This window comes from Pseudomonas sp. LTJR-52, assembly GCF_003691465.1.
GTDB lineage: Bacteria > Pseudomonadota > Gammaproteobacteria > Pseudomonadales > Pseudomonadaceae > Chryseomonas > Chryseomonas luteola.
This window is the reverse complement of the sequence record NZ_CP033105.1, coordinates 348,260-370,654: the sequence shown is the minus strand read 5'-3', so window position 1 is coordinate 370,654 and position 22,395 is coordinate 348,260. Positions and strand designations below refer to the sequence as shown.

The following is a 22,395-nucleotide window of genomic DNA, read 5'->3' as shown; positions in this document are numbered from 1 at the left end:
ATAAGTAATGCCTGTACAAAACGATCCGAACATTATCCACGCTGAAAATGGATATTGCAGCAGGCCTTTTTTGACTGACAGGATTTATGGCTTGAAGGCAAAAGACAGGCGTATTAAGACGAAGTAGCAATGGAGTTTGCCATAGCGCATGTGGATAAGCTTCAACTCCTGTGCATAATTGAAGATATATCCACAGACTTCATGTTGTCTTTATCTACGCTTGAAGAAGGACGCTGGAAGGTATTTGCGGCAACCAGTGCCCGGCAGCGTAGCCAGGCACTGAGTTGAATATCAGTTCAGCAATGTGGCATCCAGGCTGATCTTGGCGTTCAGTACCTTAGAGACCGGGCAGCCTTCCTTCGCCTTGTTGGCGATGGCCTGGAATTGGTCGTTGTCAATGCCTGGGATTTTGGCCGACATGGTCAAATCAATCGTCGTGATTTCGAAGCCTTCGCCTACTTTATCGAGCGTAACCACTGCCTTGGTTTCGATACGCTCGGCTGTGAAGTTCTCCATCCCCAGCATCATGGAAAAGGCCATGGAGAAGCAGCCCGCATGCGCTGCGCCAATCAGCTCCTCAGGGTTAGTGCCGGGCTGGTCTTCGAAGCGAGTGTTGAAACCGTAGGGATTTTCCTTCAGCGCGCCGCTGCCTGTGGAAATCGTACCTTTACCGTCCTTCAAACCACCTTGCCATACAGCAGATGCTGTCTTTTTCATGGTTCCTCTCCTGTGGATGACTCGAGTTATATGTGAAATCGGATGCTGGGCAAAGTTCGTTGGAGGGTGCGGCGAAACGTAAGGCGTACAGGTGGTGTTCATCAGGGTAAGGTAAAAAGGCCGGAGCAAATGGCCAGGGTTGTGGTCAGCCTATGACCTGCCTTTTCTCCGGTCTGATTCATTTCAAGGAGTCGTCATGGACTATAAGAACCTCGGGTCTACGGGCCTGAAAATTTCTCCGCTGTGCCTGGGCTGTATGACCTACGGCGTGCCTGAACGTGGTAATCATCCATGGACGATGGGTGAAGAAGAGAGTCGCCCGCTACTCAAGAAAGCCCTCGACATGGGCATTAACTTCTTTGATACCGCCAACGCCTATTCTGATGGTACCAGTGAGGAAATCGTCGGTCGGGCGCTAAAGGACTTTGCCCAGCGTGACGAGATTGTGCTGGCCACCAAGGTCTATTTTCCGATGCGCAACAAGCCCAACGTGGGCGGCCTGTCACGTAAGGCGATCTTTGCCAGTATCGATGCCAGCCTCAAGCGCTTGGGCACTGACTACGTGGACCTGTACCAGATCCACCGCTGGGATTATGAAACGCCCATCGAAGAAACCATGGAAGCGCTGCACGATGTGGTGAAGGCGGGTAAGGCGCTGCATATCGGTGCCTCCAGCATGTACGCCTGGCAATTCGCCAAGGCTCTGCATGTGGCGGATCGAAATGGTTGGACCCGTTTCGTCACCATGCAGAATTATGTGAACCTGCTGTATCGCGAAGAAGAGCGCGAAATGCTGCCGCTCTGCCGTGATGAGGGTATTGGGGTGATTCCCTGGAGCCCCATGGCGCGTGGAAGGCTGACCCGAGATTGGGATACCAGCAGCGCACGCGTTGAGAGTGACGAGTTTGGCAAGAGCCTGTATGCCAATACGGCCGATGCCGACCGCCGTGTGGTTGAGCGTGTGGCCGAGATTGCTAACGAGCGTGGCGTACCGCGTGCACAAGTGGCACTGGCCTGGGTTGTGCAAAAACCGGGCATCAGTGCACCCATCATTGGTGCGTCCAAACCGCAGCACCTCGGAGACGCTGTGGCCGCCCTCTCGCTCAACCTGACCGCCGAAGAGATCGCCCGCCTTGAGGAACCTTACGTCCCTCATGGTGTGGTCGGTTTTGCCTGATCACGGTCTTTCCGGTACGACACCTGTCGTACCGGACCTACCGCGCCATTACCTCACCCTATCGGTTTCATAGTCACTAAAAAGAGCCAGGTTACTTTTAATAACTGCCTTAAAGGCGTAGAGTGAGTTTCTTGATGTAATCACGCTCAGCGAGGTTGCCATGGACGATTCGAACAAGTCCGCTACCGGGCGCCGCCGACTGAAAAACCACGACTGCCCTATCCGTGATGTGCTGGACCGTGTAGGCGATGCCTGGTCGGTACTGGCTGTTTTCAAGCTGGACAGCGGACCACTGCGTTTCAATGAACTCAAGCGTCAGATCGATGGCATTTCCCAACGAATGCTGACCGTCACGTTGCGCAACCTGGAGCGCGATGGATTGATTACCCGAACGGTCATTCCCTCAACGCCGCCCCAGGTGGAATACGCCCTGACCGGGATCGGGCAAAGCCTGGTTATTCCCATCAGAGCCTTGGCCGATTGGGCCGCTCAATCGCAGCCGATCATTCAGCAGGCGCGCGATACCTACGATCTGGCCGTGCGGCAGCGGCAAATTGAAGAGCCTGCCGCGGCTAACGAGGAGACTTCTGCATGACTCAACTCAAAGACACTGCCATTTCCGTTCTGGACTTGGCGCCGGTACGGGACGATGGCAACGCCGCCCAGGCTCTGCACAATTCACTCGACCTTGCTCGCCATGCGGAGCGGCTGGGCTATAACCGATTCTGGGTCGCTGAGCATCACAACATGGACGGTATCGCCAGCTCGGCCACGGCCGTTCTGCTCGGATACCTGGCGGGTGGTACATCCACGATCCGCATCGGCTCCGGTGGCATCATGCTGCCTAACCATGCCCCTCTTGTTGTGGCCGAGCAGTTCGGCACGCTGGATGCTCTGTATCCGGGCCGTATCGATCTGGGGCTTGGTCGTGCGCCTGGGTCCGATCAGATGACCGCCCATGCGCTGCGTCGCGATCGTTTGGGAAGCGCCGATGACTTCCCTTCCGACGTAGAGGAGCTGCAGTACTTCCTGGGTCCACGACAGGAAGAACAGCGGGTAATCGCCGTGCCGGGTGTCGATAGCAACATACCGATCTGGCTGTTGGGATCGAGCCTGTTCAGTGCTCAGCTAGCGGCTGCCAAAGGTTTGCCGTATGCCTTTGCATCCCATTTTGCGCCACGCTATATGCATGAAGCGATTCGTCTGTACCGTGAAAACTTCCGCCCTTCCGAGGTGCTGGACAAGCCCTATGTCATGCTGGGTGTTCCGCTGGTTGCAGCAGACAGCGACGAGGAAGCCAATTACCTGGCCAGCACGGTTTATCAGCGCGTCCTGGCATTGATGCGTGGCCAAAGCCTGGTGCTTCGCCCGCCGGTTCGAAACATGAGCCCTGAGTGGTTGCCCCATGAAAAAGACGCTGTGCTGAACATGCTGGGCATGGCGATTATTGGTGGGCCGGACAAGGTACGCGAGCGGGTCGATTTGCTGCTTGAGAAGACCGATGCCGATGAATTGATTTTCACCTGCGACGTGTATGAACATGCTGATCGACTCAGGTCGTATCAGATTCTGGCCGAACTTAAAGGCTGATATAAAAAGGGCGCTACAGCGCCCTTTTTATTAACACTAAAATTAATAAAGCTGATATCAGTGCATCCCAAAGAGATATCAATAGGCTATTAAATTAGTATTAACTAGTTAGCGCGCTACTTATCTGCAAAATTCTGTTGCCAGAACTGTTCGAAGGCTTCTTTCCACTCGGGTAATTGCACACCCCAGTTGGTCTGAATACGTGAGCAATCCATTCGTGAATTAGCTGGGCGTTTCGCTGGAGTGGGATACTCATACGTGGCAATAGGATAAAGCCGGGCACGTAAACGGCCTTGCTCTTCAAGTTTCTGAGCAATCGTTTCGGTAAAGCCAAACCAGGATGTCTTGCCAGTCGAGGTAAGGTGGTAAATACCCCAGGGGCCTGGGTTCCCCATGGCAATGCGACTCACGATGTGAGCAGTGGCTGCCGCGATTGTATCGGACCATGTCGGTATGCCGATCTGATCGTCTACAACGCGCAACTCGTCTTTTTCCTGCAGCAGGCGATGCATGGTACGAACGAAGTTATGGCCATCCTGGGAGTAGACCCAACTGGTTCGTAGAATCAGATATTGTCCACCTACGGCCTGTACCGCCTGTTCGCCAGCCAGCTTGCTTTCGCCATATACGCTGGTGGGATGGGTAGCATCTTCTTCACTATAGGGCCCGTTCTTGTCACCATCAAACACATAGTCGGTCGAATAGTGGATGAACGGAATGGCTCGTGCCACGGCTTCCTCCGCCAGAATCCGCGGTGCCTCTGCGTTTACCTTGAAAGCCATTTCGGCGTCGGTCTCAGCCTTATCCACAGCTGTATATGCAGCAGCATTGATGATCAGGTCTGGCTGCACACGTCGAACGGTTTCACGGATAGCTTCTTCATTTGCAAGATCCATGGCATCACGACCTAGGACAACAAGTTCATGGCCGGTTTTAAGGTTTCTTTGCAGCGCTTGAGAGACCTGACCGCTTCGACCTGTAATTAAAATCTTCATAGTTCTCCAGCCTGATCGAGCGGTACTAATCAAAAAGCATAGTGCTAGTTAATTACGAACCCGATAGTGGTTGGTTTAATAATGAGCGACTGATGCTCAATTATTGCCCAACAGTAAATCAATGTGATGGTCGCTATGTTGAACGCGTTTAAAAGTTAAGCAAACTTTAAATAAAGCGAAAAACACAGAGCACCGCAGTTTATAAAAAACCAGGGCGATAGTGTGCCTGCCTATACGGGCAAGGCCAGAGGCGGGGCGGAGCGCTATGGCGGCGTGGGCAGCCAGAAAAGGAGATTGGTCATAAAACGTGCCAATAACAGCGTGCTTAGTCGGCGAACACTAACACACCTTTGTGACGGTTTGTCAGCAAAGTTGTTTCAAGACAGACAAACCTTTACAGAGGCTGTTGAAAGGCCATGAAGTTGGCAGAAGAAGCGGGCCTAGTACCTTGAGGCTTGTGAGTTCCATGGCAAGGCCGCTCTTCTTTAATAAGGGTCAAACCGGCTTTTGTACCAGTGCAAGGCCAGTCATTTCCCGAAGACTTTCAAGTGTGAGGCCTTCGACGAGTTCGCTGGCATACACGCGGCCGTCAGCAATATCGAAAATAGCCAGATCGGTATACACACGAGATACGCAGCCTACGCCCGTCAGCGGGTAGGTACAGTGCTCGACCAGCTTGCTTTGCCCGGCTTTGGTCATGAGATCCATCATGACAAAGACCTGCTTGGCACCTATTGCAAGGTCCATAGCACCCCCTACGGCAGGAATCGCATCAGGCTCGCCGGTGTGCCAGTTGGCCAGATCGCCTGTGACGGATACCTGGAAAGCGCCGAGCACGCAGATATCCAAATGGCCGCCGCGCATCATTGCAAACGAATCCGCATGGTGAAAAAACGCACCGCCTGGCAGCAGGGTGACAGGCTGCTTGCCAGCGTTGATCAAATCAGAATCTTCCTTGCCCTCCTCTGGCGCCGGACCCATGCCCAGTATGCCGTTCTCGCTGTGCAGAAAAATTTCGCGGTCAGCTGGCAGGTGGTTGGCCACTAGCGTCGGCAGTCCAATCCCCAGATTGACGTAGGCTCCTTCCGGGATGTCCTGGGCGACTCGGGCAGCGATCTGGTTGCGGTTGAGTCTGTTCATTCCTGATCTCCTGAAACACGAACGACGCGTTGCACAAAAATGCCTGGCGTAACGATGATTTCCGGATCGATCTCGCCCAGCTCCACGATTTCACGGGTTTGCACGATGGTAGTCTTTGCGGCCGTCGCCATGATGGGACCAAAATTGCGGGCAGCCTTGCGGTAGGTCAGGTTGCCCCAACGGTCGGCACGGTCCGCGCGAATCAGAGCAAAGTCGGCATGAATGGGATATTGGATAACGTAGTGCTTGCCGTTGATTTCGCGTGTTTCCACGCCTTCGGCCAGAATCGTGCCGTAGCTGGTCGGCGTGAAAAAGGCGCCGATACCGGCACCCGCAGCGCGGATACGCTCGGCCAGATTGCCTTGCGGCACTAACTCCAGTTCAATTTTGCCGGCACGGTAAAGTTCGTCGAATACATAGGAGTCGGTCTGGCGTGGAAATGAACAGATGATTTTGCGAACCTGACCTGCCTTGAGCAGGGCTGCCAGGCCTACATCGCCATTGCCCGCATTGTTGTTGATGATGGTGAGATCTTTCGCACCGTGCGCTATCAACGCATCAATCAGCTCAGAAGGCTGTCCGGATGGGCCGAAGCCGCCAATCATCACGGTGGCACCATCGTGGATGTCTTCCACCGCCTGGCTCAGGCTCTCGACAATCTTGTTGATCATTGTATGTCCTCATTCAAGGGTCTCGCTGTTGCTCATGCACCAGCCGAGGAGGTAAGCCGCATGCACCGAGCATATGCGATTGCATCTCTTGAAAAAGGTGGTTGTGTCCGATAATCGGACACAAAACGCTTCATATGTGCGTTTATCGATCGGCACCCGTATTAGTACGCCGTCGTAAAGCAAGTAGACCATTTCAGTATTTCAATACGGCCTTTGGAGAATTAACCGGCACAGCGCTGGTCATTTTAATGACTTACACAAATGCGATGATGGCAAAAGGCTCTAGGTCAAGCATTGGCGATTAGGTTAACCAAATAATTGTGTGCACTAATTCACGGTATTGTAGGGAAATCTGAATCATTCCTGAACACGGGAGAATCGGTTAAGCAAAAAGCATTGTGATCCTAAAGTTTCCTTTTACTGTGTCGACTTACTAAAGAGGCCACAGGAAATTCGGCTTTCGCGCTAACGCTATCAACACAAGGGATTTGAATGAATATTCTTCAGGAAACACTGAATGAGCTATCTTCACTCCGCGTCCAGTATTGGACGTTTTGTACCCAAAGAGCAGCATGTCTTTTGGGGTGAGCGAGTCAGCGAGCTGCTGCAGATCGTTGCGATCAGTCACGGCTTTGATTTAATGCGCCTTGGCGCAAGCGAGGCATACCGCCTCAAGGGCTTTCTGGATACGCTCGAACAGAATGACTATCCGGAACTGGCCGACTGGAATGACCGAGTTTTTGCCTGCACCCGCCTTACATGCCGGGTCGAGCTTGAGAAGTACATGCTGGAAGGCATGCCCAAGTCCTGACGTACCCCCTCTCCTTTCTGGGCTGCCCACCTGATGTGGCAGCCGGACGCTCATGGTGAAACCGCCTCTTCTTCAGCCGATGCAGGTTTGGTCAGGCGCATTGAGGTCAGGTAGAGCGAAAATACCAGAACGAAAGCACCCAGAAGAAAGCCGACATAGGGAATTCTGAAGGCAATCAACAGGGCGGCGGCGGCACCGCTGGCTGCTGCTGGGATGGCTCTGAACACATCGAGCTTCAAGGTAAAGGGTTTGCGGCATTCGGGGCATAATCGGCTTCCATCCGATTCAGGCGGACCAAAGAGTGCAGCGTGGAAGGCGCTGATGCTTTGTTTGCAGTGGGGGCATTTCATGCTGAATTCCTTTTCAAGCAGTCAGGCAGGTTAACTGCACTCTGAAATCCTACGCGGGCTCCGAATAAAATGGGGAGTTACCGCGCGGACCTGTGAGCAGGTTCATGTAAATGAGCATGGGTTTGTGCTAAAGCCACACGCCGTTAGCTCAAGTGCCTGGACTATGTTTTCAAACGGATAGGATCCTCCGGACTGTCGATCGTTTCTGGCCTTATTACGTCTTGTTGCCTTGGCTGGACCAGCCCTGCTTCAAAACGTCAGTCACGGTATTGCCCGTCCCTGCCGTCGCCAGGATATGCTGGCATAGCCTTTCGTCTAAAAATGTATAAGGTGACTCAACGCTTACAGGCGCGCTCTGAAGCGAGTCTTCTTCTCCCTGCGCATCGAAGCGGTTTCGCTGGAATGGTTTCAGTAGAGGCACTCCAGCGCAGCGGCTCAAAGTGACCCCGTCAGTGAGGTCTTTTGGATCTGTCCAGTCCTAGTCGTATTGCTTCCCATCGACATGTGCCGGGCGGACGAAATGCTCTCACCCACCCTTTTTACCTTGTTGCAGAATCCCTTGGCAGGCAGATGAGCCCTTTCCCTTCAGGTGGCGCTGTCTGCCTTTAGCGGCAGGCCCGGCTAAGCGGGCTGTGAACACAATAACTAAAAAGGGTGGTAGCGATGGAGCACATTCTCAAAGCAGCCTTCGGCTGCCAAAGCGAAGCCGAGCATGTCCGACATGAGTTGATCGCAAAAGGCGTAGCCGGTCGGCATATCTCACTTTCAGCCTCTCGAAATGAGACGGCAGGTTCTTCCACAGGTTCGCTGGGTGAACGAATCAGCCATTTCTTCTGTTCGCTTTTCGACCTAGCCGATGATGAGCCCGCGCGCGAGGCCATTACCGAGCACTTGACTGTCCTGACGGTCACGCTTACCAAGTACCAGCAGCAGGCCGTAGTCGAGGCCGTGCTCGCGCAGAACGGCGCAATGAGTGCCCATGCCCTGACGGATGACTATGCCATCTCCAGTCACTATCCAAGTTCGGCCTGTACGCTCGGCATGGGCTCCTTCGCCTTGGCCGGTCAGGTACCACAAGAGGCGACAGGAGACCGGTTCGTGCCGACCCAGGCGGAAGAGGAGGCCTGGTTGACCAAGCCTCCACTGGAGCTGCCCTCGCTGTCTCTCTCATTTGCCAAGCCCTGATCACAGGATCAGGGCTTACAGGGCTAGGTGTGCAGTGCTGCCATGGCCTGGCCGAGATAGCGCTGGATATCGTCTGTCATCCAGGTGCCCTCAGCCAGTTGCGGTTCGCAGGCATGGGCCTGACGCAGTTTATGGTGGGTCTCGGGATTTGTGCCTGCATAGGCGGTAAACAATGCGGTCCAGCGTTGCGCCAGCTGCAGCGCCTCTGGAGAGTGAGGAGGCAGTCCGTTATCCATAATGCGGCGTAAATCGGCCAGAAGCGGTAGCCATTTCGGAACCTGCTCGCCATAGTTTGCCTGCATGAAGGCGAACTCTTCGGGTGTGAGATACCGTTCATAGATCGCAAGCTTGCCGGCCGTGAAGGCCTTCAGGATAAAGTTGGTCATCTCGGTGGTGACACCCGTCTGCTCCTGTAGCGGGGCCTCCTGGCGGAACAGCTCGTTGAGCCGTACGGCCAGGGCCGGGTTGGTTGATGTATTGCGCTCCAGGAGCGTCATCCAGCGCCGTGCCAGCGACTGTGCTTGAACGGACTCAGGGGGGAGCCCTTGTTGGAGGAGCTGATGGGCTTCCTGCACCAGTGCGCGCCAAGCCTGCTGGTTGGCGGGAGTGTAGAAAGGCAGATCATTCAGGTCTTCAGGGGCGAAATGCTGTTCGTACATGGTCATCAATTCCAGGGTCTTCAACCAATCGGCCAGGTCAGGCTCCTCTCCTTCACTGAGTTGGCGATGCAGGTCTGCTAGGCGATTACGCAGATTCGTTTGCCGGGTAATCTGTCGGTCCAGCCGGCGGATCTGCTGCTCGGTGATAGTCAGGAGCGCAACGTCTGGCCGCGCCAGAAGGGCTCCGATCTCGGCCAGCGACAGGCCCATGCCACGCAGGGCCTGGATCTGGTGCAGCCGGGCAATATCGGCCCGGTTGTACAGTCGGTAGCCGGCATCGGAACGCGCGGAGGGTGTGAGCAGGCCGATGCTGTCGTAATGGTGAAGAGCCCGAATCGTAAGACCCGACTGTCTAGCCAGTTCGCCCACTTTCAATAGCATCGAATTGCTCCTTTCTTCCACGTGCGGAATTGATCCTGAGGCCTCACGTTACGATAGGGTCAAGGGGGCTGTGAACAAAGACGCGGGCTGGCTATTTAAATGGCCAGCCCGGAAAGACATTACCGCGTTGAGGCGGGCTCGGCCGATGAGGAAAGGCGCGTGACCAGCGCCCAACCCAAGCCACTTACCACGACTCCAATGGACAGCGCCACGGCCAGGCGGAAGGCGCTGCCGTACACCAGCGGTGCAAGCCAGCCGCTGACGATGGAAAAGAAGATCATCTGGACAAACCCCAGGACTGACGCGGCGGTGCCGGACAGCTCCGGTACGCGCTCAAGGATGCGTAGCGTCATGGTAGGAATGCCCAGCGACAGGCCGAAGACAAATAGCCCGTGCGGGATAACGGCCGCATAGACATTCAGGTCGGTAGCCAGACCTGTATAGGTCAGGTTGATCAAGCAGCTCAGGCCAAGCATGGCGTAGGCAAAGCCGATCAGTCGACCGGAAGGCAATTGTGAGGAAAGCCGTGCTGCCAGAAAGGACCCGCTGGTCAATCCGATCACGATGGGAATGAACAGATAGCCAAAGTCGGTTTCGGCCAGCCCCAGTACCTGGGTGACAAAATCGGGGGCGGCGCCGATCAGGAAGGCGAAGCCGCCAAACAGGGCGCCGAAGACCACGGCGCGTGCCATGAACTGCCCGTCCCGCATGACTCGTCCGTAATTGCGCGACAGGACGCTCAGATCGAAGGCTTGTCTGCGTTCTGGCGCCAGGGTTTCGGGCATCAGGAACGCGCAGAGCGAGGCGCTGAAAACGGCAAGCGCCGCGAGGAAAAAGAATACGCCGCGCCAGCCGGTGTGTTCTGACAGGTAGCCGCCAATGATCGGCGCAAAGGCCGGGGACACGCTGAAGACCATGATGATGTAGGACATGGTTTTCTGGGCCACCGGACCCTTGTAACAGTCCGTCACGATGGCCTGTCCCACCACCATTCCTGCACCAGCGGACAGGCCCTGGCAGACACGGCCTGCCAGCAGCCAGTCGAAGCTCGGGCCGAGCGCCGCGATCAGCGAGCCGGCAATGTACACCGCCAGGGCCGAAAGAATGACCCGCCGGCGGCCGAACGAGTCGGACAGGGTGCCATGCAGAAGCGTCATGAATGCGAACGCCAGCATATACAGGCCGAGCGTCAATTGGGTCTTTTCAGGTGTCAGCTGAAAATCTCGGCCGATGGCGCCAAAGGCCGGCAGGTAGGCATCAATCGACATGGGACCGATACAGGCCAGGGCGCCGAGGATCAGCACCATCACGGGATAGCGAGGAATAGAGGTGGTGGTCGTTTGCAAGGGGAATAACCTGTCACGGGCCACAGTGGCCCGCGTCAAACAAGGGAAACGCCTACCCCTCAGGGCAGGATGATCAGCCGGTCCGGTAGCTCGTTACGCGTATGGGTTGCCGGCAGGTGTTGCTTCAGGTGCTCACCGCATGCGTCGATACAGGTCAGAAAGCCCTGCAAGGTTTCACCGCGACGAACCTGCTGTGTAAAGGTTGCGATGATCGACTGCCAGGTTTCGTCACTCAGCTTTTGCGAAATACCTCGGTCTACGAGGATTTCCACATAGCGTTCGGCTTCCGATACAAAGATCAGCATGCCAGTTTCCGCCTGTGTGTGGTGAAGGTTGTGCTCGAGAAACTGACGGCGTGCCAGGTTGGACGCGCGCCAGCAACGCACCTGGCGTGGAATCAGACGCGTCGTGATAGCTGGAATGCGGAAGATCAAACTCAGCGCAATCAACGTGCCCCATTGGACCAGCAGGAGTTCATGGGGACTCAACCAACCTGGGTAGTAATTGATTGCGCCTGGAACGATCAATGCAATGAGGCTCGCCCAGAGTAACGGGATATAGGTGTAATCATCAGCCCGTGCGGCCAGCACCGTGACCAGCTCTGCATCGGTATCGCGTTCAACGCGAGAGATGGCTTCAGCGACCTGTCGCTGCTCGTGCTCGTTGAGTAATGTCATAGAGGTCCGCTCTCCTTACCAATCACCTGAAGCCCCGCCGCCGCCAAAGCTGCCGCCGCCCCCACCAAAACCACCTCCTCCAAGGCCACCGCCTCCCGAGCGGCCACCACCGCCGAGAACACTGCCAAGGATTGCGCCGGTTAGCACCGAGTTGCCTCGCCCGCCACGTCCACCATGTCCGCCTCCGCCACCTTTCATCATGAACAGGATGATGACGAACAGGACGATGAACAGAATCGGGGTAGGACGATCTTCACTGCCGTGATATGTATCATCCTGTGCCGGGCGTGCCAGCGGATCGCCGCCCAGCACCTTGAGCATGGCACTGGCTCCCTCGCTGATGCCTTGGGCAAACTGACCCTGCCGGAACGCGGGAACGATCACCTGATTGATGATCAGGAAGGACTGTGCATCCGTCAGGCGGTCTTCCAGACCATAGCCGACTTCGATTCGGACCTTGCGGTCGTCACGCGAGACAAGAAGTAGCGCACCATTGTCTTTGCCTTTCTGCCCGATCCCCCAATGGCGACCGAGCTGATAGCCATACTCCTCAATGGAACGGCCTTGCAGGCTGGGGATGGTAGCGACCACCACCTGTTCGCTCGTCGCCTGCTCATGGGCCTTGAGCATCTGCTCCAGCCGGGCTTTGGTCTGGGCGTCCAGCATTCCGGCCTGATCAACGACCCGACCGGTCAAGGGTGGGAAACCAGGAGCCTGCTGGGCCTGTGCCACTGCTGCACAGGCCCAGAACAGGATCCACAGCGCAAAGGCGCGAAACACCGGGCGATCAATCATTGATTGAAGTTGACCTTGGGTGCCTGATCAGCGTTGGGCGTCGTGGCTTTGAAGTTCTCGCGAACCGGCAGGTCGCTATAGAAGATCTTGTGCCAGATACTGCCCGGGAAAGTGCGGATTTCGGTGTTATAGCGCTCGACCGAGGCGATGAAGTCACGGCGGGCCACAGCGATACGGTTTTCGGTACCTTCCAGCTGGGATTGCAGGGCCATGAAGTTCTGGTTCGATTTCAGATCCGGATAACGTTCGGACACCACCATCAACCGGCTCAGGGCACCGCTCAGCTGCTGCTGGGCCTGATCGAACTGTTGAAGTTTCTGGGGATCGTTAAGCGTACTGGCATCGACCTGAATAGAGGTCGCCTTGGCACGGGCCTCGATCACAGCGGTGAGGGTATCCTGCTCCTGCTTGGCGTAACCCTTTACAGTCTCAACCAGGTTCGGGATGAGATCGGCACGGCGCTGATACTGGTTTTCCACCTGCGCCCAAGCCGACTTCACCTGCTCGTCGTAGGTAGGGATAGTGTTGATGCCGCAGCCGCTCAAGAGCGAAGCCAGCACGGCGAAGACCGCAATCTTCCAGCTCAAGCGTAGTCCCTGGGTCATGTACATTGCGTATAACTCTCCGTTTGTATACCTGAATATGGGTGGCAGTCATGGCTTCGTGATGACGAAGCGTGCGTATAAATACGGATAGCGCGACCCCGCAAGAGTTCAGGCCAATCGCCTCCGCTGTTGCCACGAAAATCGCAACCACTGCCCATTGAGGTAAGGCGAGCGAGGCTCATTATCTGGCAGACGGAACTGCCCGGAACAGGTGTTAGGGTTTTGTTGCAGATGGGATAAAAAGAGGGGGAAATGCAGAGGAATGGGATTACGGAGCTGCGCGGGGGTTGATAGCGGATCGGCGCAAAGGCCGCTGCGCTATCACCTGCCGGGCAGCTCCGGGAAGTTCTCGCAGCAATAGAGCGTTTCGCCGCTTATTGGTTCACTGCGAGATCTTTTTTATCAGATCAGCTGTTTTCGATACGGAAACCGATTTTCAGCGTTACCTGGTAGTGTGCCACCTTGCCGTCTTGAATATGACCGCGCGTCTCGGCGACTTCAAACCACTCCATGTTCTTGATGGACTTGCTGGTCTCCGCCAAGGCGTTGTTGATGGCATCTTCGACGCTGGTGGTGGAGGAGCCGACAATTTCCAGCTTCTTGTACGTGTGATGATCAGACATGTAAACCTCCTGGTTGTAGTTGGCCAATCATCTGGCCAAGGAAAAAACCGCTTGTTTAATGAGTCTCATCAAAACGAGGATTAGTTCAGTGTGTACAAGTGTTGATCAAGTTTGTGTCGCACTTTCGCTGCCGGGTGAAGTCAGACCCGGAACACCCAATGAAACAGGAGGTTCACGCCATGGCTCGTAACAGTTCCTATCAGGCAACCCTTGAAAATCTTGAAGACCAGATTCAGACACTGAAAGATTCTCTCTCCTCCTTGAAGCGCAGTGCTTCGGCGGAGTCCCGTCATTCGTTGAAGTCGTTCAAGGACAACACCAGCCACGCGCTGCACCGCTCGGGTGAGAGCCTGGAAGATTTTTATGACGAAGCACGTGTACTGGCACTAGAAGCCAGCAAAATAGCCGGTACAAGTGTGCGCAAGCACCCTTGGGCTACTGTTGGCGTGGTGGCCGGTCTGACTGTACTGGCAGGCTGGTGGCTGCTGCGCGACGAATAATAATGTCGCCTTTTTCGCCGCTCGCCTTGCCGGGCGGCGATGATCCTTCCTAATCTTCTGCCAGCGCTGCTCGCAGCCACTGTGCAAGCCGCTGTGCCCGCTGATCCGCCAGCCGCCCCGGCACCCATAATGCCAAAACCGCTTCGGTCTCAACGAATCCCCACGGTGCTATCAGCCGTCCTGCCGCCAGATCTCCAGCCACCAGGGGTTTAGGCGCAATGGCGACGCCCAACCCGGCCACGGCTGCTTCCAATAGGTAATACAGGTGCTCGAAGCCTGCGCCAGCCGTCAGGCTGTCAGCTGGCAGACCATGGCGTTGCGCCCATGCAGGCCAGGCCTGTGGACGGGAAGCAGTATGTAATAGTGGCTCGCCCAGTAATGCCGTAGGTGGTGCGTTCTGAAACAGGGACGCATTGGCATACCGAGGACTGACGACCGGGCCGATACATTCAGTGGCCAGTACGTGTACGTGCATGTCCGGCGGTGCAGTTGGCTCGGCAAACAAGAGCGTGGCGTTGAGGCCGGGACGGCGGGGATCGAGCTCGCCCTCGCTGGTGGACAGGCTCAGCCGTAGTTCAGGCAATTCACGGTTGAGTCGATCCAGCCGCGGAATGAACCAGCGAGCCAGAAGGCTGCCCGAACAGCCCAGCACAAAGGGGGCATCGCTGGCGCCGCATTTGAGATCGGCGCAGACGCTGCGCAGCCGCTCGAACGCTTCGGCACTGGCGTCCCGCAGTCGAAGACCCGCTTCGGTTAGCGCAAGGCCCCGCCCTTCCCTGACGAACAGCACCACGCCCAGCTGTTCCTCCAATGCACGAATCTGACGGCTTACCGCGCCATGGGTAACGAACAGCTCCGCTCCTGCCTTGCTGACGCTACCCAGGCGTGCAGCTGCCTCAAAGGCACGCAGAGCATTTAAAGGAGGAAGATCGTTCATTATTCGACCTGTGAGTTTTTCTAACAGATATAGGCGATCTTATCGATTTATTCCTGTCCAGCAACCGGTTAGTGTAAAACCATATTCACAGGGAGCTCTCCCATGACAGACATGACCTACAGCCAAGGCCCTGATGCTCAGGGCATGTTCGGCCAGTTTGGTGGCCGCTACGTGGCCGAAACCCTGATGCCGCTGATTCTGGATCTCGAGCGTGAGTACACCGCCGCGATGAAGGATCAGGCGTTTCTGGATGAGCTGGCCTATTTCCAGCGCGACTACATTGGCCGCCCCAATCCGCTGTATTTCGCCGAGCGCCTGACCGAGCATTTTGGTGGCGCCAAGATCTATCTGAAGCGCGAAGAGCTAAACCACACCGGCGCGCACAAGATCAACAACTGCATCGGCCAGATTCTCCTGGCCAAGCGTATGGGCAAGACCCGCATCATTGCGGAGACTGGCGCCGGCATGCACGGCGTGGCCACTGCCACCGTAGCGGCCCGCTTCGGCCTGCCCTGTGTGATCTACATGGGCACCACCGATATCGACCGGCAACAGGCCAACGTCTTTCGCATGAAGCTCCTGGGGGCGACGGTGATCCCGGTCACTGCCGGTACGGGCACACTCAAGGATGCGATGAACGAGGCACTACGTGATTGGGTGACCAATGTCGCCGATACCTTCTACCTGATTGGCACCGTTGCCGGTCCACACCCCTACCCGGCCATGGTTCGTGATTTCCAGGCCGTAATCGGTCGTGAGGCCAAGGCGCAGATTCTTGAGAAAGAGGGTCGTCTACCTGACAGCCTGATCGCCTGTGTGGGCGGTGGATCAAACGCCATGGGGCTGTTCCATGAATTCGTGGATGACAAGGACGTGGCGATCATTGGCGTTGAAGCCGGTGGTCACGGTGTCAGTACCGACAAGCACGCTGCCAGCCTGAACGGTGGCGTTCCTGGTGTCCTGCACGGCAACCGTACGTTTCTTCTACAGGACGACGACGGCCAGATCATCGACGCGCATTCCATCTCCGCCGGCCTGGACTATCCGGGCATTGGTCCGGAGCACGCCTGGTTGCATGATGTGAAGCGCGTGGAGTATGTGCCGATCAATGACGACGAGGCACTGGCGGCTTTCCACCAGACCTGCCGTCTGGAAGGCATCATTCCAGCGCTGGAGTCCGCCCACGCTCTGGCTGAAGCCTACAAGCGCGCGCCTACGCTGCCCAAGGATCACATCATGATCGTCTGCCTTTCCGGCCGCGGCGATAAGGACATGCAAACCGTGATGAGCCATCTGGGAGACAAGCTATGAGTCGTCTGGAAACCCGTTTCGCCCAGCTGAAGCAAGAGGGCCGCGCCGCGCTCGTGACCTATACCACCGGGGGTGATCCGGACTATGCCACGTCGCTGGCAATCCTCAAGGGCCTGCCCAAGGCGGGTGCCGATGTGATCGAGCTGGGCATGCCCTTCACCGATCCCATGGCGGATGGCCCGGCCATTCAGGCCGCGGCCCTGCGTGCATTAAAGAACGGACAGACCCTGGCAAAGACGCTGGAGATGGTGCGTGAATTTCGCCAGGAAGAGGCCGAAACACCCCTGGTGCTGATGGGGTATTACAACCCGATCCACCGTTATGGCGTTGAACGCTTCCTGACCGAAGCCAGGGATGCCGGTGTAGACGGCTTGATCGTGGTGGATCTGCCGCCCGAGCACGACGCCGAGCTGTGTGACCCGGCTCAGGCCATAGGCATCGACTTTATCCGGCTGACGACACCTACTACAGACAATAACCGCCTGCCGCGTGTGCTGAACAGCAGCTCAGGCTTTGTATATTACGTCTCGGTGGCGGGTGTGACAGGGGCGGGCTCAGCCACGACCGAGCACATCGAGCATGCGGTCGAGCGGCTGCGGCAGTTCACCCAGCTTCCGTTGTGCGTAGGCTTCGGTATCCGGACGCCCGAGCAGGCCAGAGTGGTCGCTCAGCTGGCGGATGGGGTGGTAGTGGGCTCCGCCCTGGTCGACCAGATCGCCAAGGCGCAAAGCAGCACCGAGGCCGTCGAAGGTGTATTGAGCCTGTGTGGCAGTCTGGCGGAAGCGGTACGCAGCGCGAGGCGGTGATAGATAAGTGGCCTGAGTGATGGATATCGCTTCGCTCAATCTATCCTATGGGCTAATACCCTGCCGGTACTGCGCGTAACGCACTCGCCTCAAACAAAAGCCGCTGCATTTGCAGCGGCTTTTGTTTTGCAGGATGGGTTGAGCTTGGCGATACCCATCATTCCCGTACATACCGCGTCTTACTGCGCGGCAACCGCCTGGCGAGCGGCCATATGGCGCTGCTGCTTGTAGGCCTTGGCCACTTCCGGGATAGGCGTGACCTGGCCGGTTTCTATCCACTTGCGCAGGCGACTCGCATCAGCCATGTGGGTGTATTTGCCAAAGGCATCCAGTACTACGAACGCAACCGGGCGGTTGTTCATGACCGTACGCATGACCAGACAGTGACCCGCTGCGTTGGTAAAGCCGGTTTTGGTGACCTGAATATTCCAGTCGCTCTTGCCCACGAGGTGATTGGTGTTGTGGAAGCCCAGCGTGTAGTTGGGCTTGCGGAACGCCACGGTTTTCTCTTGCGTGGTGCTCAGCTGACCAATCAGCGGGTAATTGCGGGTGGCCTGGAGCAGCTTGACTAGGTCACGGGCGGTCGAGACGTTGTTCAGGGACAGACCTGTCGGCTCGGTATAGTGGGTATTGGTCATGCCCAGGGCGCGTGCCTTGGCGTTCATGGCGGCCACAAAGGCCTTTACACCGCCCGGATAATGCTCGGCCAGACTGGTGGCAGCACGGTTTTCCGACGACATCAGCGCCAGCAACAGCATGTCATGACGGCTGATCTCGCTGCCCAGACGCACACGCGAATACACACCGCGCATTTCCGGCACATCGTCAATCTTGACGGTCAGCATTTCATCCATGGGTTGCTTGGCATCCAGAGTCACCATCGCGGTCATCAGCTTGGTCACGGACGCAATGGGAGCCACGACGTCGGGGTTGCTGGAATACAAGGGCTGGCCTGTTTGCATGTCGACCAGCAGGGCGCTGCCCGATGCCAGTTCTTGCCGCATCGGCACAGTGGCCTTGGCCTCGGCTGCACTGACATTTGCAGCCCCCAGGCTGCCCCCGATCAATACAGCACTCAATACGAGAGAAAGATATTTCACGTGAATATCGTCCGGCTGAAGAGGTAAATAGCAGACTCGACCTGTCTGGCGTCTCGAAAGGCACTCTGGCAGGTCCCGAGTCCGGCGCAGCGGCAGTATAAAGGGCACCCTCCCGGGCGATGGAACCCCCTTACCCAAGTTTTTTCGTGGCGCGAAGGTAAAGGTTTGCTGACATAGCGCTCTGACGACGCGGATGACGATAGACTGAAAACAGCCCATGCCGTTAGTAACGGATTGTTTTGAATCAGGATCCTCTGGATCGCCATGTGGGAGACCACCATGAATCGCATGAAAAAAGCCATCGCCAGCGTATGCGTTACGTTGTGTGTGGGATCGCCACTTGCGCTGGCTGCGCCGCCGGATCAAATGAATGGGCCGCAGGGCGGCGGCAAGGGACACGGTCAGGGCGCGCAGATGCCGCATGGCCAGGACCATAAAGGCGGTTCTGCCCAGTCGAAGGGTAACCAGGGCAATCAAGGACATGGCGGTCCGCAGGCCAGCCAGGGCCATGGCAAGCGGTTACCTCCGCAGGATTTCAGCCCGGTACGTGAAACCATACGGGCCCACAAAGGCGAGATCGGCCGCGGCTCACCGCTTCCGCCGGGGCTGGTGATCGCCAAGGGCAAGCCGCTACCCCATGGGTATGGCAAGCCGCTGCCACCCGGCATCGCCAAGCAGCTGCCCCGCTATGACGGTTATGAATGGCGCCGCTTGGGCACGGACATGGTGCTGATCGCTATCACGACCGGCATCGTGTATGAGGTCCTGCACAACGTGCTGGATTGATTGGTCAATCCTTTGGGTGGTGGCGCAGTAACCCTGCGTTAGTGCGCCTTTGCCTAGACTGAAGCAATCCGTGGTGCTGCACAGTGCGTCATAACGGGCTTACTGAAAGTCGTATTGCACGGGTTATTCGGGTAGCACGGACAGGTCAAGCGGCCTTACCGCACCCATCCATAGGGCATGGTCGCGGTGATCGGCACGATCATGGCCGGTCACGGGATGAAGAAAGATCACCAGCCCGTTCCGGTTGAGCGCCAGCCAGGGCACCACGTCCGCAAACACCTCTGGACGAAACGACAGCTGACAACTCCAGTCCGGGTGAGGGCCGACCGGTCGCTGGTGAACCCGGCCCATCGTCACGGCAAAGCGGCGCGCGGCCTCTTCGCACAGCGCCCTGGCCTGCTCCAGTGTCGTGGCGTCGAAATAGACATGGGCGTGGTAGCCCTGGATAGCCGCTGTCATGTCTTACCCTTCAAAGCGAATGACGACTTTGCCCACATGGCTCTGTCCGTCCATGTAGCGATACGCCGCTTCGGCCTCGTCGAAGCTGAAGACTTTGTCGATCACCGGCTCGATGCGATGCAGGGCGATGGCACGGTTCATGGCATCGAACATCTCGCGTGAGCCGACATAGATACCCTCCAGTACGACAGAGCGCTGGATCAGCGCTGCCGGGTTGATCTCTCCACCCGTCAGCACACCGATCAGGTGGGTGGCGCCGCCCGGACGAGTCGAGCGCAGCGAGCGAGGCAGCGTACCGGCGCCGCCGACTTCTACCACATGGTCAACGCCGATCCCTTCGGTCAGGCCTAGCACCTGCTCCTGCCACTCTGGATGCTGCTTGTAGTTCACGGTCTCGTGGGCACCCAAGGCCTTGGTCTTTTGTAGCTTCTCATCGCTGGATGAGGTGATGATGGTACGCGCCCCGGCTGCACGGGCGAACTGGAGACCAAAGATGGACACACCGCCTGTACCCAGCAGCAGCACGGTCTGACCAGCCACCAATGGCTGAACACTGCCAAACAGTGCATGCCAGGCGGTTACACCGGCGCAAGGCAAGGTAGCGCCAGCCTCATAGGACAGGTGCTCCGGCAGTGTAACCACGCCGTTCTGGTCGAACAGTACGTACTCGGACAGCACCCCGTCGATGGCGCCACCGAGGGCGGAGGCGCCGTGGGTGGGGTCCAGATGGCCGCCAATCCAGGTCTGCATGAAGATACCGGCCACGCGATCGCCTACTTTGACGCGGTCAACGTCATCTCCGATCTCCACTACTTCCCCTGCACCATCGGACAGGGGCACCAGATCCTTGGGCAGACCGCCACGTGCATAACGGCCGGTTGCGACCATGAGGTCGCGGTAGTTCAGCGAGGCGGCCTTCATCTTGACCAGAACCTGGCCGCGTCCCGGCTTGGGTGTATCACGCTCGCGCAGGGTCAGGTCGGCATAGGATTCGGCTTTAGGCAGGCAATAGAAACGCATCGTACTCTCCTGTTTGAGAAATGAGCGGGCTCAGGGCCGCCACAGAAAAAGGTTCAAACCGTTACACTTGGGTCGGACCGCATGGAAACGATGAAGCTCAACAGAATGTGTCACAAAGCGAACTGATATCACCGGTTCAGGTCTGTTAGCTAACTTTTTTGCCCGTGCCTCACTGATCAGAATGAGTAAACGCCATGAAGCTGCCCTCTTTGCTACCACTGTTCCTGCTCGCGCCACTGACCGGCATCGCGACCACCGCCAGCGCTGAGCCGGGACTGTATAACCTGCTGGTAGGGACCTACACCAACGGCAGTAGCCAGGGGCTTTATGTCTACCGATTCGACAGCCGCGCCGGGCAGGTGACCGGACCGCTGCGCGTTGTCAAAGCCCACAACCCGTCCTATCTGACGCTGGCGCGCGACGGCCGTACCGTATTTGTCGTCAACGAGAATGGTCGTGGCAGCCAGGGCGATGACATTGGCCGCGCCACGTCTTATCGCTTCGATCCAGAAAGCGGCCGGCTGCAACAAATCAGTCAGGTCAAGACCCTGGGTGATCATCCAACTCACTCGACGCTCAGCCCTGACGGACAGTTCCTGTTTGTCGCCAACTATTCCGTCGAGCCCGAAGGCTCTCTTGCCGCGCTGCCGGTGCAAAGCAACGGTGTGCTGAGCCCGGTTGCCCAGATCGAATTCTTCCAGGCCAGTAATAATCACCCGGAGCGGCAGACGTCCGGCCATGTACATGGGGTGACGTTTACGCCAGACGGCCAGTATCTGTTCTCGCCAGACCTCGGCGCTGACAAGATTTTTGCCTATCGCTACAACCCTGCGCGACAGGAACGTCCGCTATCTCCGGCTGAAACTCCCTACACGCCCGTTCCATCAGGCAGCGGCCCGCGCCATATCGTCTTTAGCGGTGATGGCCGTTTCGCCTACCTGACTCTTGAGCTGACCGGACAGGTCATGGTGTTCGCCCATGAAAACGGTGCACTGCGACAGTTACAGGTCTACACCTTGGCGCCGGAAGGTTTCAGCGGCAAGGTAGGAGCAGGCGCCATCCATCTCTCCAACGATGGTCGCTTCCTCTACGCTGCCAACCGAGGCGATGACAACCATATCGATGTGTTTGCCGTCGATCCGGTGGAAGGCACGTTGACCTTTGTTGATCGCCGCTCCGTCAACGGTCGCGAGCCCCGCGAGTTCAGCATTGATCCGACGGGACGCTACATGCTGGTGGCCAACCAGGGCAGCAGCCAGCTGAAGGTGTTCGCGCGTGATCCGCAGACTGGCAAGCTGGGCGAAGAGCTGCAGAGTGTCGACGTAGCCATGCCGTCCGACCTGAAGTTCGTGGCGGTGCCCTGATGTTCGACCGTTTGCACCATGTGGCGCTGATCTGCTCCGACTACCCCACGTCCAAGCGTTTTTACACCGAGGTGCTGGGGCTCAGGGTGATAGCTGAGACCTTTCGTGAGGCGCGCCAGTCCTGGAAGCTGGATCTGGCTGTTGGTGATCACGCCCAGCTCGAGCTGTTCTCCTTCCCAGACGCGCCACCGCGCCCTTCCCGGCCGGAAGCGCAAGGCCTGCGCCATCTGTCCTTTGCCGTGGAAGATCTGGACGCTGCCGTTGCGCATCTCAAGCAGCATGACGTTGCCGTAGAGCCTATCCGGGTAGATGAGCTGACGCAGAAACGCTTCACTTTTTTCAGCGATCCGGACGACTTGCCCCTTGAGCTCTACGAGCGCTAAGGACAAT

At 57.2% G+C, this 22,395-nt stretch carries 27 protein-coding genes; 12 read left to right on the top strand and 15 right to left on the bottom strand.

Annotated features, from left to right (window positions below; translation table 11 throughout):
* Positions 1-129: 129 nt before the first annotated feature.
* Positions 130-288, top strand: coding sequence for a hypothetical protein (locus EAW52_RS25825; RefSeq protein WP_162997566.1), 159 nt, complete (start codon positions 130-132; stop codon positions 286-288).
* 3 nt (positions 289-291) lie between these two features.
* Here the strand turns inward: EAW52_RS25825 and EAW52_RS01795 are convergent, their stop codons facing one another.
* Positions 292-717, bottom strand: coding sequence for an OsmC family protein (locus EAW52_RS01795; protein WP_010796368.1), 426 nt, complete (start codon positions 715-717; stop codon positions 292-294).
* A gap of 196 nt (positions 718-913) precedes the next feature.
* Here EAW52_RS01795 and EAW52_RS01790 point away from each other — a divergent pair, with 196 nt between their 5' ends.
* The 3 genes from EAW52_RS01790 to EAW52_RS01780 all read left to right on the top strand — a co-directional run bounded on the left by EAW52_RS01790 (position 914) and on the right by EAW52_RS01780 (position 3,484).
* Positions 914-1,894, top strand: a complete 981-nt coding sequence (locus EAW52_RS01790) for an aldo/keto reductase (RefSeq protein ID WP_122041195.1) — start codon at positions 914-916, stop codon at positions 1,892-1,894.
* Between the two features lie 160 nt (positions 1,895-2,054).
* A complete protein-coding gene (locus EAW52_RS01785) occupies positions 2,055-2,489 on the top strand; it encodes a helix-turn-helix domain-containing protein (protein WP_019366498.1) in 435 nt (144 codons plus the stop codon).
* Positions 2,486-3,484, top strand: coding sequence for an LLM class flavin-dependent oxidoreductase (locus EAW52_RS01780; RefSeq protein ID WP_019366499.1), 999 nt, complete (start codon positions 2,486-2,488; stop codon positions 3,482-3,484). The genes EAW52_RS01785 and EAW52_RS01780 overlap by 4 nt, the downstream gene beginning before the upstream one ends.
* 116 nt (positions 3,485-3,600) lie before the next feature.
* Here the strand turns inward: EAW52_RS01780 and rfbD are convergent, their stop codons facing one another.
* The 3 genes from rfbD to EAW52_RS01765 form a co-directional block, all read right to left on the bottom strand.
* The gene (gene rfbD / locus EAW52_RS01775; RefSeq protein ID WP_122041194.1) at positions 3,601-4,479 is read right to left on the bottom strand and encodes a dTDP-4-dehydrorhamnose reductase; all 879 of its coding nucleotides are present in this window, start codon (positions 4,477-4,479) and stop codon (positions 3,601-3,603) included.
* Positions 4,480-4,974: 495 nt separating this feature from the next.
* Positions 4,975-5,619, bottom strand: coding sequence for a 3-oxoacid CoA-transferase subunit B (locus EAW52_RS01770; RefSeq protein ID WP_122041193.1), 645 nt, complete (start codon positions 5,617-5,619; stop codon positions 4,975-4,977).
* On the bottom strand, positions 5,616-6,290 hold the full coding sequence (locus EAW52_RS01765) for a 3-oxoacid CoA-transferase subunit A (protein WP_074820994.1): 675 nt from the start codon (positions 6,288-6,290) through the stop codon (positions 5,616-5,618). The genes EAW52_RS01770 and EAW52_RS01765 overlap by 4 nt, the downstream gene beginning before the upstream one ends.
* Positions 6,291-6,807: 517 nt before the next feature.
* Between EAW52_RS01765 and EAW52_RS01760 the strand changes: the two genes are divergently transcribed.
* Positions 6,808-7,101 (top strand): hypothetical protein, encoded by a 294-nt coding sequence (locus EAW52_RS01760; RefSeq protein ID WP_122041192.1) that lies wholly within the window; start codon positions 6,808-6,810, stop codon positions 7,099-7,101.
* Positions 7,102-7,151: 50 nt separating this feature from the next.
* Here EAW52_RS01760 and EAW52_RS01755 read toward each other — a convergent pair whose 3' ends face one another.
* Positions 7,152-7,451, bottom strand: a complete 300-nt coding sequence (locus tag EAW52_RS01755; RefSeq protein ID WP_019366504.1) for a hypothetical protein — start codon at positions 7,449-7,451, stop codon at positions 7,152-7,154.
* 663 nt (positions 7,452-8,114) lie between these two features.
* Here EAW52_RS01755 and EAW52_RS01750 point away from each other — a divergent pair.
* Positions 8,115-8,636, top strand: coding sequence for a hypothetical protein (locus EAW52_RS01750; RefSeq protein WP_122041191.1), 522 nt, complete (start codon positions 8,115-8,117; stop codon positions 8,634-8,636).
* Positions 8,637-8,659: 23 nt separating this feature from the next.
* Here the strand turns inward: EAW52_RS01750 and EAW52_RS01745 are convergent, their stop codons facing one another.
* The 6 genes from EAW52_RS01745 to EAW52_RS01720 all read right to left on the bottom strand — a co-directional run bounded on the left by EAW52_RS01745 (position 8,660) and on the right by EAW52_RS01720 (position 13,722).
* Entirely contained in the window at positions 8,660-9,676 is a 1,017-nt protein-coding gene (locus EAW52_RS01745) for a MerR family transcriptional regulator (protein ID WP_122041190.1), read from the bottom strand.
* A gap of 119 nt (positions 9,677-9,795) precedes the next feature.
* Entirely contained in the window at positions 9,796-11,022 is a 1,227-nt protein-coding gene (locus tag EAW52_RS01740; protein ID WP_122041189.1) for a multidrug effflux MFS transporter, read from the bottom strand.
* A gap of 59 nt (positions 11,023-11,081) precedes the next feature.
* Positions 11,082-11,699 carry a TPM domain-containing protein gene (locus EAW52_RS01735; protein WP_010796380.1) on the bottom strand — a complete coding sequence of 206 codons (618 nt, stop codon included), beginning with the start codon at positions 11,697-11,699 and terminating at the stop codon, positions 11,082-11,084.
* 15 nt (positions 11,700-11,714) lie between these two features.
* Positions 11,715-12,494, bottom strand: a complete 780-nt coding sequence (locus EAW52_RS01730; protein ID WP_122041188.1) for a YgcG family protein — start codon at positions 12,492-12,494, stop codon at positions 11,715-11,717.
* Positions 12,491-13,099, bottom strand: coding sequence for a LemA family protein (locus EAW52_RS01725; protein ID WP_112297976.1), 609 nt, complete (start codon positions 13,097-13,099; stop codon positions 12,491-12,493). The genes EAW52_RS01730 and EAW52_RS01725 overlap by 4 nt, the downstream gene beginning before the upstream one ends.
* Positions 13,100-13,506: 407 nt before the next feature.
* A complete protein-coding gene (locus EAW52_RS01720) occupies positions 13,507-13,722 on the bottom strand; it encodes a dodecin (protein ID WP_010796383.1) in 216 nt (71 codons plus the stop codon).
* Positions 13,723-13,901: 179 nt separating this feature from the next.
* Here EAW52_RS01720 and EAW52_RS01715 point away from each other — a divergent pair, with 179 nt between their 5' ends.
* On the top strand, positions 13,902-14,222 hold the full coding sequence (locus tag EAW52_RS01715) for a YqjD family protein (protein ID WP_010796384.1): 321 nt from the start codon (positions 13,902-13,904) through the stop codon (positions 14,220-14,222).
* Between the two features lie 49 nt (positions 14,223-14,271).
* Here EAW52_RS01715 and EAW52_RS01710 read toward each other — a convergent pair whose 3' ends face one another.
* Entirely contained in the window at positions 14,272-15,162 is an 891-nt protein-coding gene (locus tag EAW52_RS01710; protein ID WP_122041187.1) for a LysR family transcriptional regulator, read from the bottom strand.
* Between the two features lie 99 nt (positions 15,163-15,261).
* Here EAW52_RS01710 and trpB point away from each other — a divergent pair, with 99 nt between their 5' ends.
* A complete protein-coding gene (gene trpB / locus EAW52_RS01705; RefSeq protein WP_122041186.1) occupies positions 15,262-16,470 on the top strand; it encodes a tryptophan synthase subunit beta in 1,209 nt (402 codons plus the stop codon).
* Entirely contained in the window at positions 16,467-17,276 is an 810-nt protein-coding gene (trpA, locus tag EAW52_RS01700; protein WP_122041185.1) for a tryptophan synthase subunit alpha, read from the top strand. Before trpB ends, trpA begins: the two co-directional genes overlap by 4 nt.
* Positions 17,277-17,455: 179 nt before the next feature.
* Here the strand turns inward: trpA and pbpG are convergent, their stop codons facing one another.
* Complete coding sequence (gene pbpG, locus EAW52_RS01695) at positions 17,456-18,376, bottom strand: D-alanyl-D-alanine endopeptidase (protein ID WP_074821005.1); 921 nt, start codon at positions 18,374-18,376, stop codon at positions 17,456-17,458.
* Positions 18,377-18,655: 279 nt separating this feature from the next.
* Here pbpG and EAW52_RS01690 point away from each other — a divergent pair, with 279 nt between their 5' ends.
* Positions 18,656-19,162 (top strand): anti-virulence regulator CigR family protein, encoded by a 507-nt coding sequence (locus EAW52_RS01690; RefSeq protein ID WP_177411886.1) that lies wholly within the window; start codon positions 18,656-18,658, stop codon positions 19,160-19,162.
* A gap of 123 nt (positions 19,163-19,285) precedes the next feature.
* Here EAW52_RS01690 and EAW52_RS01685 read toward each other — a convergent pair whose 3' ends face one another.
* Positions 19,286-19,621 carry a DOPA 4,5-dioxygenase family protein gene (locus tag EAW52_RS01685; protein ID WP_122041184.1) on the bottom strand — a complete coding sequence of 112 codons (336 nt, stop codon included), beginning with the start codon at positions 19,619-19,621 and terminating at the stop codon, positions 19,286-19,288.
* 3 nt (positions 19,622-19,624) lie between these two features.
* Positions 19,625-20,641, bottom strand: a complete 1,017-nt coding sequence (locus tag EAW52_RS01680; protein WP_019366518.1) for an NAD(P)-dependent alcohol dehydrogenase — start codon at positions 20,639-20,641, stop codon at positions 19,625-19,627.
* 194 nt (positions 20,642-20,835) lie between these two features.
* Between EAW52_RS01680 and EAW52_RS01675 the strand changes: the two genes are divergently transcribed.
* Both EAW52_RS01675 and EAW52_RS01670 read left to right on the top strand, forming a co-directional pair.
* Positions 20,836-22,005: a lactonase family protein gene (locus tag EAW52_RS01675; protein WP_122041183.1), complete on the top strand. Its 1,170-nt coding sequence runs from the start codon at positions 20,836-20,838 to the stop codon at positions 22,003-22,005.
* Complete coding sequence (locus EAW52_RS01670; RefSeq protein ID WP_019366520.1) at positions 22,005-22,388, top strand: VOC family protein; 384 nt, start codon at positions 22,005-22,007, stop codon at positions 22,386-22,388. Before EAW52_RS01675 ends, EAW52_RS01670 begins: the two co-directional genes overlap by 1 nt.
* Positions 22,389-22,395 lie beyond the last annotated feature (7 nt).